The following is a 12,103-nucleotide window of genomic DNA, read 5'->3' as shown; positions in this document are numbered from 1 at the left end:
GTCCCCCCCACGTGAAGGAAGGGCTTCATGAGTTGTCATGATCGCGACAAGAAAGTCCCTGCGTCGATCCGCGGTGCCCGCCGGGCGACGACCCTCGTCCTCAGCACCCTGACCGCGGTCCTGCTCACTCTGATCCCCTGGAGCGGCACCGCCGTCGCCCACGGCTCGGTCGTCGACCCCGCCTCCCGCAACTACGGCTGCTGGGACCGCTGGGGCGACGACTTCCAGAACCCGGCCATGGCCGACGAGGACCCCATGTGCTGGCAGGCGTGGCAGGACGACCCCAACGCCATGTGGAACTGGAACGGCCTGTACCGCAACGGTTCGGCGGGTGACTTCCAGGCCGTCGTCCCCGACGGCCAGCTCTGCAGCGGCGGCCGCACCGAGAGCGGACGCTACAACTCCCTCGACGCCGTGGGCCCGTGGCAGACCACGGACGTCGCCGACGACTTCACCGTCAAGCTCCACGACCAGGCCAGTCACGGCGCCGACTACTTCCTGGTCTACGTCACCAAGCAGGGCTTCGACCCCGCCACGCAGGCCCTGACCTGGGGCTCCCTGCAGCAGGTCGCGCGCACGGGCAGCTACGCGCCCAGCCAGAACTACGAGATCCCGGTGAGCACCTCGGGGCTGAGCGGCCGGCACGTCGTCTACACGATCTGGCAGGCGTCGCACATGGACCAGACGTACTTCCTGTGCAGCGACGTCGACTTCGGCTGATCCACGCCACTCCCGTCCCCCCACCCCCGCCGGGCGCACCGCGCCCGGCGGGGACACCGGTCGTGCGACCGTCCGCCGAAGTGCTCCGCGCCCATTCCCGGGTGCGGTATACGTCCCGTCATGGACTACTACGACCTGGGCGGCCACGGACGCCCGGTGACGACCTCGTCGCCCGAGGCCCAGCGGTGGTTCGACCGCGGGCTGGTGTGGATGTACGCCTTCCACCACGAGGAGGCCGTCGTGTGCTTCGAGGCCGCCGCCGCGGCGGACCCGGACTGTGCCATGGCCCACTGGGGCATCGCCCACGCGCTCGGCCCCAACTACAACAAGCCGTGGGAGGCCTTCGGCGCCGAGGAGCTGACCCGGACCGTCGACCGCACCCACGCCGCCGTCGAACGCGCCCACGACCTGGCCGGCCGGGCCACCCCGGTCGAGCGCGCCCTCGTCGCCGCCCTGCGTGCCCGCTACCCGCAGGCCGACGCCGTCGCGGACTGCTCGGTGTGGAACGCGCCGTACGCCGACGGCATGCGCGCCGTGTACGAACTGGCCCCGGACGACCTGGACGTCGCCGCCCTCTACGCGGACGCCCTGATGAACCTGACACCCTGGCAGCTGTGGGACCTGCGTACCGGACTGCCCGCCGAGGGCGCACGCACCCTGGCGGCGAAGGAGGTGCTGGACCGGGCCCTGGCCGCCGACGGCGGCCGCGACCACCCCGGCGTCCTGCACCTCTACGTCCACCTGATGGAGATGTCACCCACCCCCGAGGCGGCCCTCATCGTCGCCGACCGGCTGCGCGGCCTGGTCCCGGACGCGGGACACCTCCTGCACATGCCCTCGCACCTCGAAGTGCTGTGCGGCGACTACCGCCGGGTGGTGTCGGACAACGAGGCCGCGATCGCCGCCGACGAGAAGTACCTCGCGCGCTCGGGGGCGATGAACTTCTACACCCTCTACCGCGCGCACAACTACCACTTCAGGATCTACGGGGCGATGTTCCTGGGGCAGTACGAGACCGCCCTCGACACCACGGCCCGCCTGGAGGAGTCCGTCCCCGAGGAACTGCTGCGGGTGGAGAGCCCGCCGATGGCCGACTGGCTGGAGGCCTTCCTGGCCATGCGGGTGCACGTGCTGATCCGCTTCGGCCGCTGGGCGGACATCCTCGCCCTGCCCCGGCCGGCCGACTCCAGCCTGTACTGCGTGACGACCGCGATGCTGCACTACGCCCGCGGCGTGGCCCTCTCGGCCACCGGCCGGGTCGCGGAGGCCGAGACCGAGCGCGGGCTGTTCCGGGCGGCGGTCGAGAGGGTGCCCGCGTCCCGCACGCTCTTCAACAACACCTGCGCCGACATCCTCGCCATCGCCTCGGCCATGCTCGACGGCGAACTGGAGTACCGCAGGGGCGACCACGCCGCCGCCTTCGCCGCCCTGGAACGCTCGATCGAGCTGGACGACAACCTCCCCTACGACGAGCCCTGGGGCTGGATGCAGCCCACCCGGCACGCCTACGGCGCCCTGCTCCTGGAACAGGGCCGGATCGCCGAGGCCGAGGCGGTCTACCGGGCCGACCTGGGCCTGGACGACACCCTGCCCCGCCCGCTCCAGCACCCGGACAACGTCTGGGCGCTGCACGGGCTGCACGAATGCCTGGTGCGGCTGGGCAAGGCGGGGGAGGCGGCGATCGTGGCACGGCAGCTCAAGCTCGCCACCGCGCTGGCGGACGTGCCGGTCGAGGCGTCCTGCTTCTGCCGTCTCGACACCACCACGGCCACCGGTGGCGGGCCGGGCTGCTGCACCACGGACCGCTGAGCCGCCCGGGGCCGTCCAGGGGCCGTCAGGGTCGGCGGGCGGACGTCAGACGTTGACGCCGAAGTCCGCGGCGATGCCCGCGAGACCCGAGGCGTACCCCTGCCCGACCGCCCGGAACTTCCACTCGGCCCCGTGCCGGTACAGCTCGCCGAAGACCATCGCGGTCTCGGTCGAGGCGTCCTCCGACAGGTCGTAGCGGGCGAGTTCCTGGTCGTTCGCCTGGTTGACGACCCGGATGAAGGCGTTGCGGACCTGGCCGAAGCTCTGGCCACGGTTCTCCGCGTCGTGGATGGAGACCGGGAAGACGATCCGGTCCACCTCGGCCGGGACCGAGGCCAGGTTCACCTTGACCGCCTCGTCGTCGCCCTCGCCCTCGCCGGTGAGGTTGTCACCGGTGTGCTCGACCGAGCCGTCCGGGCTGGTGAGGTTGTTGTAGAAGACGAAGTGCCGGTCCGAGAGCACCTTGCCCGAGGCATCGAGGAGCAGCGCGGAGGCGTCGAGGTCGTAGTCGGTGCCGGTCGTGGTGCGCACGTCCCAGCCCAGACCGACCAGCACGGCGGTCAGGCCGGGCGCCTCCTTGCTGAGCGAGACGTTGCCGCCCTTGGCCAGGGAAACTCCCACTGCGTTCTCCTTCGTCGCGTTCGCTGTGTTCCATGCGGTCCCCGACAATCTACAGCACTGTAGAAGAAAGCTTTCTATACGATGGCGCACCGGAAGAGGATCGGCGGCGGAAGGAGGCGGGCCGTGACGGATGACCGGCGTCCGCGGCGGCGGGGCCAGGGCGAGCTGGAGGCACTGGTGCTGTCCGCGCTGCGCGAAGCGGACGGCCCCGCGACGGCCGGCTGGGTGCAGGAGCACCTCGGTGGCGACCTCGCCTACACCACGGTGATCACGATCCTGACCCGGCTCCTGGAGAAGGGCGCCGTCAGCCGTGAGCGCGCGGGCCGGTCCTTCGCCTGGACGCCCGCCTCGGACCAGGCGGGACTGGCCGCACGCAAGATGCGCAAGGTGCTGGACGCGGAGAGCGACCGGGAAGCGGTCCTGGCCAGCTTCGTCACGGGCCTCGACCCCGACGACGAGCGGCTGCTGCGCGAACTGCTCGGGCACGCGCGCGCCGCGGAGGACGGCTGACACCGCATGGGGGTCTTCGTCTTCCTGCCCCTGGTCCTGCCGCTGACGGCATGGCCGATCGCCAGGCTGGCCGAGCAGCACCTGCACCCGCGGACCGCGACCCGGCTGCTCACCGCCGTCGCCGCCGTGATGGCGCTGTGCAGCACCGTGTGCCTGGCCCTGGTGATGGTGGTCGGCACCGCCCAGCTCCCGGGCAACCCGCTCCCCGACGGCTGGTCGGACCCCGAGGTCCGGGCGGCGGTGCCCTACGACGAGGTCGTCGGCAAGGCGGCCATCCCCGCGCTCTGCGCGGTGGTCGCGGCCTCGGCGCGGGCCCTGTGGCGGCACGGCAGGGTGCGCCGCCGCGCGCACCGCGCACTGGCCGGGCTGCCCGGCACCGGGGTGGCCGTACTGCCCGACGACGTGCCCTACGCCTATGCGCTGCCCGGTGGCCGCCGGGACCGCGTGGTGGTGAGCACGGCGCTACTCGACTGCCTCGAACCGGGCGAGCGGCGCGCCCTGTTCGCCCATGAGCGCGCCCACCTCGCCGCCGGGCACCACCGCTTCCTGCTCACCGTCCGCCTCGCCGCGCTGGCCAATCCCTTCCTGCGCCCCCTGCGGACGGCCGTGTCCTACACGGCGGAGCGGTGGGCGGACGAGACCGCCGCCCGGACGGTCGGCGACCGGCGGACGGTCGCGACCGCGATCGGCAAGGCTGCCCTGGTCTCCCGCGGCACTCCCGTCGCCACCCTCGCCGGACTCGCCGCGCCCGGCCCGGTGCCGCGCCGGGTGGCTGCCCTGCTGGGGCCCGCCCCCGCGGTCCGCACCTGGCCCCCGGTCTTCACCTCGGTCGGGCTGGCGGCGTGGGCCGCGGCCGCCGGAACCGCCGTCTCGGCGATGTCGTCCGCGAACGCCGCCGTGACGATGTTCCTCATCCTCCGGGCCGCGACGCCGCTGTGAGACTCCCTCACTCGATCGGGTGAGCAACCAATCCGGGGCCGGGGCGGCTCCGGATTCCCCGTGTGAGGAAAGAACCGAGACCACGCCGAGCGCGAACCGGCGGCTGACTCCGGACCCGGGTCGGCCGGCCGCCACGCGACGGCACCGCGCGTACTCGGCGGACCGCCGCACAGCACATCGATCCAGTACGACCCTCGCGCATCACGCGCACCACAACTCGGTACCGACGCAGCCTTCGTGCTGCCCGTTTTCAGGGAGATTCTCCATGAACGCCCGTATCCGCCGCTCCGCCGTCGCCGTCGTCGCGGCCGCCGTCCTGCCCCTGTCCCTGGCCGCCTGTTCCGACGACGGCGACAACGGCTCCTCGGACTCCGCGCAGGCCGCTTCCTCGGCCCCCGCGGCGACCGACGACCAGTCGGCCGACACCTCCGGCGGCATGGCGGGCTCCGACGAGCCGTTCGGCCCGGCCTGCTCCACGGTGCCGAAGGAGGGCGCCGGTTCGTTCGACGGCATGGCCAAGGACCCCGTGGCCACGGCCGCCTCGAACAACCCGGCCCTGTCCACGCTGGTGTCGGCGGTGAAGAAGGCCGGTCTGGTCGACACGCTCAACAACGCCGAGAACATCACCGTCTTCGCGCCGACCAACGACGCCTTCGCCAAGATCCCGAAGGCCGACCTGGACAAGGTCCTGGCCGACAAGGAGATGCTCACCAACGTCCTGACCTACCACGTCGTGGGCCAGAAGCTCGCGCCCAAGGACCTGGAGAACGGCTCCTTCGACACGCTGCAGAAGTCGAAGCTGACCACCTCGGGCTCGGACGAGTCCTACGAGGTCAACGACTCCGCCAAGGTCGTCTGCGGCAACGTGAAGACCGCCAACGCCAATGTCTACATCATCGACACCGTCCTCATGCCGAAGAGCTGAGGCGCGAGCGGGCGTGGCGGCCCGAGGGCCGGGGGAGCGGGGCGGGCGGCGGCCCGCCCCGCGGCGGGGCGATGACCCTGTGGTAGCTTGCGCAAGCCAGTCGAACCCACCTGGTGGGTCAGGGAATCCGGTGCGAATCCGGAACTGACGCGCAGCGGTGAGGGGGACGGGCGGGACACGGCCACTGGGCGGCGTACGCCGTCCGGGAAGGCGTCCCGTCCGGTCGAACCCGAGTCCGAAGACCTGCTGGCACCCGTGCCGCGTGCGGCGCGGGCCGCATCGTACGGACGGGCTTCGCGCATGAGCCCTCGACGCCAGAGGATCCTTCCTTGCCCGCAGCACGCCCCGTAGGCCCCCGAGGGCTCACCCTCTCCCGCCGCGCCCTGCGCGGTCCCGTCCTGCTCCTGACCGGCGCCCTGCTGGCCTCCGCCTGCGGGTCCGGTGCGGCCACCGACGACTCCGCCGCCCCGGCGGGCACGGCGGGTTACCCCCGTACCGTCCACGACTGCGGGCAGGACGTCCGGGTCACCGCGCCGCCGCACCGGGCGGTCTCCCTCAACCAGGGCACCACGGAGATCCTGCTCTCCCTCGGCCTCGCCGACCGCATGGCGGGCACCGCCACCTGGACCGACCCGGTCATGAAGGGACTGGAGAAGGCGAACTCCGAAGTCCCCCGGCTCGCCGACGACATGCCGTCCTTCGAGACGGTCCTGGACGCCGAACCCGACTTCGTCGCCGCCTCCTTCGCCTCCACCCTCGGCACCGGCGGCGTGGCCACCCGCGAGCGGTTCGCCGAACTCGGCGTGCCGGCCTACCTGTCCCCCTCCGACTGCGCGGGCAAGGACAACAGCGGCGACGGCGACGGAGTCCGGACCGAGCCCTTGACCATGGACACCGTCTACGGCGAAGTCCGTGACCTGGCCCGACTCTTCGACGTCGAACAGCGCGGCGAGAAGCTCGTCGCCGACCTCCGGTCCAGGGTCGACAGGGCGACCTCCGGCATCGACGCCGCCGGTGTCACCCTGATGTACTGGTTCGCCAACTCCACCTCGCCCTACCTGGCGGGCTGCTGCGGCGCCCCCGGCGTCATCACCCGCGCGGTCGGCGCCGAGAACGCCATGGCCGACACCCACGAGGAATGGCCGCAGGCGGGCTGGGAGACCGTCGCCGACCGGGACCCCGACGTCCTGGTCCTCGGCGACCTCACCCGCAAGTCACAGACGGCCGAGACGGCGGCGAAGAAGATCGAGTTCCTGGAGTCCAACCCCGTGACCAGGAACATGACCGCCGTCCGGAAGAAGCGCTACGTGCTGCTCAGCGGACAGGCCATGAACCCCACCATCCGTACCGTCGAGGGCGTCGAACAGGTGGCTGCGGCGCTGCGCGAGTTCGGGCTCGCCAAGTGACGTCCGCGAGCCGGGCGGCCTCGGCCCCGGCGTCCGCCTCCGGCATACGGGCGTCCCGTCGCGCCCCCCTCGGGTGGACGGCGGCCGGAATCGTCGCCCTGTGCGCCTCCGTGGCCGTCGCCGTCACCATCGGTCCGGCGGACATCGGCGTCGCCGACGTGTGGTCCGTGATCGCCGCCCACCTCGGCGTCGGCACCGGCGCCGAGGGCGTCTCGCCGATCCGCGACGGCATCGTCTGGGACCTGCGCCTGCCCCGCACCCTGCTCGCGGCGGTGTGCGGCGCCGGACTCGCCGTGTGCGGGGCGGTGCTCCAGTCACTGCTGCGCAACCCGCTCGCCGACCCCTTCGTCCTCGGCGTCTCCTCCGGCGCCTCGACCGGCGCCGTCCTGGTCGTCGTGCTCGGCGTGGGCGGCGGCGCGCTGTCCGTCCCCGGCGGTGCGTTCATCGGCGCGGTCTGCTCCTTCGCGCTGGTGATGCTGCTCAGCCACAGCCTCGGCGGCACCACGGACCGGGTGGTGCTCGCGGGCGTGGCGGCGATGCAACTGTTCTCCGCGCTCACCTCGTTCGTGGTCATGACCGCCGCCGACGCGGAGACCACCCGTGGCGTGCTGTTCTGGCTGCTCGGCTCGCTCGGCGGCGCGGGCTGGAGCGACGTGTGGACCGGCACGGCCGTCCTGGTGCTGGTCCTGGCCGTGTGCCTCGGACACGCCAGGACGCTGGACGCCTTCGCCTTCGGCCAGGACGCGGCGGCCGCGCTCGGCGTCCAGGTGGCCCGCACCCGGCTGGTGCTGCTGTGCGCCACCGCCCTGCTCACCGCGGCCCTGGTCGCCTCGGCCGGCGCCATCGGCTTCGTCGGGCTGGTGCTGCCGCACGCGGTGCGATCGCTCACCGGCCCCGGCCACGCCCGGCTGCTGCCGGTCTGCGCACTCGCCGGTGCCGTGTTCCTGGTGTGGGTCGACACCCTCGCCCGTACCGTCCTCGCACCCCAGGAGGTCCCGGTCGGCGTGGTGACCTCGCTGATCGGGGTGCCGGCCTTCGTACTCGTGCTGTACCGCACCAGGAGGACACGGTGACGCTGAACGCCGAGCGGGTCTCCCGCGCCGCCGGGGGGCGGCTCGTCCTGGACGGCGTCGACCTGAGCCCGCGGACCGGTGCCATGACGGGCCTGCTCGGCCCCAACGGCTCCGGCAAGACCACCCTGCTGCGGCTGCTCGCCGGTGTACTTGCCCCGGCCTCGGGCCTCGTCACCCTCGACGGGCGCCCCCTGCACCGGGTGGGCCGCCGGGACGTCGCCCGGCGCGTGGCCGTGGTCGAGCAGCAGACGGACACCCAGCTGGAACTGACGGTCCGGGACGTCGTCCGGCTCGGCCGCATCCCGCACCGCCGCGCCTGGACACCGGCGTCGGCGGCCGACGATGCGGTGGTCACGGACGCTCTGGAGCGCACCGGTCTGACCGGCCAGGCCGACCGGCTGTGGCACACGCTCTCCGGCGGCGAACGCCAGCGCGTGCAGATCGCCCGCGCCCTCGCCCAGGAGCCGCGCGAACTCCTGCTCGACGAGCCGACCAACCACCTCGACATCCAGCACCAGCTGGACGTGCTGTCCCTCGTCGCCGCCCTGCCCGTCACCAGCGTGGTCGCCCTGCACGACCTCAATCTCGCCGCGATGTACTGCGACCACCTCGTCGTCCTCGCGGAGGGACGGGTCGTGGCCCGCGGCGAACCGGCGGAGGTCCTGACGACCGACCTGGTCGCGAAGGTCTACCGGGTCGACGCCGAGATCACCTCCGCCGGTCCGGCCGGCCGCCCGCACGTGCGCTTCCTGGGCACACTGCCGGGCTAGGAGCCCGCCCGCCCGAGCGGCCGCCGGTGCGTGCTCAGTCGTCCATCAGACCGGCGGCGAGCGTCGCCCCCAGCTCCCAGCAGGCCTCCAGGTCGGCCTTGCCGGGTTCACCGGTCACGTTCACCGCGGGCGCCGCACGCTGCCAGCCGAGCCCGGTCGTGACCGCCTCGATGCCGCGCACCGCGCCCGTGGTGTCGTTGCCCCCGTGCACGTAGTAACCGAAGGGGCGGCCGCGCGTCTCGTCCAGGCACGGGTAGTAGACCTGGTCGAAGAAGTGCTTGAGCGCACCGGACATGTACCCCAGATTGGCCGGGGTGCCCAGCAGGTACCCGTCGGCCTCCAGCACGTCGACGGCCGTGGCCGCCAGTGCCGCCCGCCGGACGACCCGCACCCCTTCGATCTCGGGTGCGGTCGCCCCGGAGACGACGGATTCCAGCATCGCCCGGCAGTTCGGCGACGGCGTGTGATGGACGATCAGCAAAGTGGCCACACCGGCAGCCTGCCGCCCGACACCCGCGGACCGCAAACGGACACCGCGGCACCCGCCGGGCGCGCCCCGTCCGCGGCCCACTCCTCGGGGGCCTACTCCTCGGGCGCCCCCGTCTCCGTCAGCTCGCCGTCGGCCAGGTGCAGCCAGCGCTCGACGCCGATCTCGCGCAGGAACCGCCGGTCGTGGCTGACGACCACGAACGCTCCCCGGTAGGAGTGCAGGGCGCTCTCCAGCTGGCCGACGCCCACCAGGTCGAGGTTGTTCGTCGGCTCGTCCAGGAGCAGCAGATGCGGGGCAGGTTCCGCGCACAGCACGCAGGCCAGCGTGGCCCGCAGCCGCTCGCCGCCGGAGAGCAGGCCGACGGGCAGGTGGGCGCGGGCGCCCCGGAAGAGGAAGCGGGCCAGGAGGTTCATCCGCTCGGCCTCCGGCCGGTGCGGGGCCCAGACGGCGAAGTTCTCGGCGACGGTGCGCTCGTCGTCCAGCAGGTCCAGCCGCTGGGAGAGGTAGGCGACCCGCCCGTCGGCGCGCCTGATGTCGCCGTCCTCCGGCGTCAGGTCGCCGTCGACCAGGCGCAGCAGCGTGCTCTTGCCCGTGCCGTTGGCCCCGGTCAGGGCGATCCGCTCGGGGCCGCGGACCGTCAGGTCGATGCCCCGGGCCCCGAAGACGTCCCGGTCGCCGAGCCGGATCCGCAGCCGCTCACCGAGGAAGAGGGTGCGTCCGGCGGGCACCCGGGTCTCCGGCAGGTCCAGCGTGATGCGCTGCTCCTCGCGCAGCGACCGCTCCGCCTCGTCCAGCCGTGCCTTCGCCTCACCGACCCGGTTGGCGTGGGTCTGACCCGCCCGCCCCGCGGACTCCTGCGCCCCGCGCTTCATGTTGCCCGCGAAGATCCGGGGCAGCCCGGCGTTCTTGAGGTTGCGGGCCGCGTTGCTCGCCCGGCGGTCGGCCCGCTCGCGGGCCTGCTGCAGCTCCCGCTTCTCCCGCTTCAGCTCCTGCTCGGCGTTGCGGACGTTCTTCTCGGCGACCTCCTGCTCGGCCCGGACGGCTTCCTCGTAGGCGGTGAAGTTGCCGCCGTAGAAGCGCAGTTCGCCGCCGTCGAGTTCGGCGATGCGCTCCATGCGGTCGAGCAGTTCCCGGTCGTGGCTGACCAGCAGCAGACATCCGTTGTAGTCCATCAGCACGTCCTGGAGCCGGTCGCGGGCCGCCACGTCCAGGTTGTTGGTGGGCTCGTCGAGGAGGAGCACGTCGGGTCGCTTCAGCAGTTGCGCGGCGAGCCCGAGGGAGACGATCTGACCTCCGCTGAGCGTGCTCAGCCGTCGGTCCAGGGCGAGGTTGCCCAGGCCCAGGCGGTCGAGCTGGGCGCGGGTGCGCTCCTCGATGTCCCAGTCGTCACCGATGGTGGCGAAGTGCTCCTCGGCCACGTCACCGGACTCCACGGCGTCGATGGCCCGGATCACGGCGTCGACACCGAGGACCTCGGCCACGGTGAGGCCGCCCGTCAGGGGGAGGGTCTGCGGCAGGTGGCCGAGGACGCCGGAGACCGTGACGGACCCGCCGGTGGGCCGCAGCTCACCGGCGATCAGCTTGAGCAGGGTGGACTTCCCGGCACCGTTGGGAGCCACCAGGCCGGTACGGCCCACCCCCACGGTGAACGACAGGTCCTGGAAGACGGGGGTGTCGTCGGGCCAGGAGAAGGACAGGTGGGAGCAGCGCAGGACGGCGTCGGACATGGAGACGACCTCGTGGCGGTGAGGGGCAGGAAAGAGACCTCTGCCCGGGAGGGAACACGGGGAAAAGGGAACGACGAAGCGGCCACTGCGACGGCGCTCGAAAACGCCCGCTGCGGCCTACCTGAACCGGGTCTCACCCGGAGATGTCGTCGTCACCCACCATGTCCGCGACTCCCTCGCTGCACGATCAACGTCTCCACCAGCCTAACAGCCGGGCTCCCGCACCGGCCCGCGTGCCGCGTCCGACGGGGCGGGCGGCGCCGGGCGCAGCACCGTTGGCCCGTCCGCCGCGAAGGCCCGGGCGAACAGCTCGCAGGGCGCCGCTTCCGGTGCGAGCAGGTGGGCCACCGCCGCGGTCGCGGTGCGGTGCCAGCGGGCGTGGTGGCGGAGCATGGCGTGGTCGCCGTTCTCCAGCAGCAGCATGCCCGCCCGGGCCCCCGCAGCACGGGCACGGGAGACGTACGCGGCCGACTCGCCGGGATCGGTGACGCGGTCCCGGCTGCCGTGCAGCACGAGAAGGGCCCGGTCCCGGAGCCGGCCGACGGGCTCACCCGGCGGGCACCAGGGCGCCAGCGCCACCGCACCGCGTACCCCGGCGGCGTCCGCCGCGCGCAGGGCCGCCCGGCCGCCCATGGAGTGGCCGAGCAGCACCACCGGTACGTCACCGACGAGGCCGTGCAACTCGTCGAGGGCCCGCCGGGCGTCCCGCAGGGGGTCCTCGGCGGCGCCGTTCCAGCCGCGGTGGCGGTAGCGGACCTGGCCGAGGAGCACGTCGTCGCGGCCGGTGGCCGCCTCCAGCGCCCGCAGGAACGGGTGCATCCGCAATGCCGCGAGCTGCCAGGGGCGAGCCGCGCTGCGGCTCTCCGACCGGCCGCCGTGCAGCACCAGCACGGCCGCGCGCGTCCGGGGCGGACGGCGCCGCACCCGCAGTGCCCGTGCCCTCGACGGATCGTCCTCCGAGCCCATGCCGGCCCCTTCCCTTCCGCTTCCTTCATCTCCCCGCAACCTGTGATCCGTTGCCGTGTCGCCCCCGGACTGGTGGTCGCCGAAGCCGTCCGCGGCGCCCTCCAATCCGCCCGCCCCTCGGCTCCGGATTACCCACGCAAGTGTCGA

General features: G+C 73.1%; 12 protein-coding genes and 1 riboswitch. Of the genes, 8 read left to right on the top strand and 4 right to left on the bottom strand.

Annotation, left to right across the window (positions count from 1 at the left end):
• The first annotated feature begins 27 nt into the window (after positions 1-27).
• Both K7854_RS33390 and K7854_RS33385 read left to right on the top strand, forming a co-directional pair.
• Positions 28-720, top strand: a complete 693-nt coding sequence (locus tag K7854_RS33390; RefSeq protein WP_226030300.1) for a lytic polysaccharide monooxygenase auxiliary activity family 9 protein — start codon at positions 28-30, stop codon at positions 718-720.
• Between the two features lie 120 nt (positions 721-840).
• Complete coding sequence (locus K7854_RS33385; RefSeq protein ID WP_226030299.1) at positions 841-2,529, top strand: tetratricopeptide repeat protein; 1,689 nt, start codon at positions 841-843, stop codon at positions 2,527-2,529.
• Between the two features lie 45 nt (positions 2,530-2,574).
• Here the strand turns inward: K7854_RS33385 and K7854_RS33380 are convergent, their stop codons facing one another.
• Positions 2,575-3,150, bottom strand: a complete 576-nt coding sequence (locus K7854_RS33380; protein ID WP_226030298.1) for a TerD family protein — start codon at positions 3,148-3,150, stop codon at positions 2,575-2,577.
• 81 nt (positions 3,151-3,231) lie between these two features.
• Between K7854_RS33380 and K7854_RS33375 the strand changes: the two genes are divergently transcribed.
• The 6 genes from K7854_RS33375 (at position 3,232) to K7854_RS33350 (ending at position 8,773) form a co-directional block, all read left to right on the top strand.
• The gene (locus K7854_RS33375; protein ID WP_226030297.1) at positions 3,232-3,660 is read left to right on the top strand and encodes a BlaI/MecI/CopY family transcriptional regulator; all 429 of its coding nucleotides are present in this window, start codon (positions 3,232-3,234) and stop codon (positions 3,658-3,660) included.
• A gap of 6 nt (positions 3,661-3,666) precedes the next feature.
• On the top strand, positions 3,667-4,599 hold the full coding sequence (locus K7854_RS33370; protein ID WP_226030296.1) for a M56 family metallopeptidase: 933 nt from the start codon (positions 3,667-3,669) through the stop codon (positions 4,597-4,599).
• 265 nt (positions 4,600-4,864) lie between these two features.
• A complete protein-coding gene (locus K7854_RS33365) occupies positions 4,865-5,524 on the top strand; it encodes a fasciclin domain-containing protein (RefSeq protein ID WP_226030295.1) in 660 nt (219 codons plus the stop codon).
• A gap of 80 nt (positions 5,525-5,604) precedes the next feature.
• Positions 5,605-5,789, top strand: a riboswitch (cobalamin riboswitch).
• Between the two features lie 64 nt (positions 5,790-5,853).
• Positions 5,854-6,930: an ABC transporter substrate-binding protein gene (locus K7854_RS33360; protein ID WP_226030294.1), complete on the top strand. Its 1,077-nt coding sequence runs from the start codon at positions 5,854-5,856 to the stop codon at positions 6,928-6,930.
• Positions 6,931-6,974: 44 nt separating this feature from the next.
• Complete coding sequence (locus tag K7854_RS33355; RefSeq protein ID WP_226030302.1) at positions 6,975-8,003, top strand: FecCD family ABC transporter permease; 1,029 nt, start codon at positions 6,975-6,977, stop codon at positions 8,001-8,003.
• Positions 8,000-8,773 (top strand): ABC transporter ATP-binding protein, encoded by a 774-nt coding sequence (locus tag K7854_RS33350; RefSeq protein ID WP_226030293.1) that lies wholly within the window; start codon positions 8,000-8,002, stop codon positions 8,771-8,773. Before K7854_RS33355 ends, K7854_RS33350 begins: the two co-directional genes overlap by 4 nt.
• A 34-nt stretch (positions 8,774-8,807) precedes the next feature.
• Here the strand turns inward: K7854_RS33350 and K7854_RS33345 are convergent, their stop codons facing one another.
• The 3 genes from K7854_RS33345 to K7854_RS33335 form a co-directional block, all read right to left on the bottom strand.
• Positions 8,808-9,263 carry a flavodoxin family protein gene (locus K7854_RS33345; RefSeq protein ID WP_226030292.1) on the bottom strand — a complete coding sequence of 152 codons (456 nt, stop codon included), beginning with the start codon at positions 9,261-9,263 and terminating at the stop codon, positions 8,808-8,810.
• A gap of 92 nt (positions 9,264-9,355) precedes the next feature.
• A complete protein-coding gene (gene abc-f, locus K7854_RS33340) occupies positions 9,356-10,990 on the bottom strand; it encodes a ribosomal protection-like ABC-F family protein (RefSeq protein ID WP_226030291.1) in 1,635 nt (544 codons plus the stop codon).
• 204 nt (positions 10,991-11,194) lie between these two features.
• A complete protein-coding gene (locus K7854_RS33335) occupies positions 11,195-11,956 on the bottom strand; it encodes an alpha/beta fold hydrolase (RefSeq protein ID WP_226030290.1) in 762 nt (253 codons plus the stop codon).
• Positions 11,957-12,103 lie beyond the last annotated feature (147 nt).

The sequence above is a fragment of the Streptomyces hyderabadensis genome, assembly GCF_020404845.1.
Classification (GTDB): Bacteria; Actinomycetota; Actinomycetes; order Streptomycetales; family Streptomycetaceae; genus Streptomyces; species Streptomyces hyderabadensis.
Note: the sequence above shows the minus strand (reverse complement) of the source record. Positions and strands in the feature narration are given on the sequence as shown.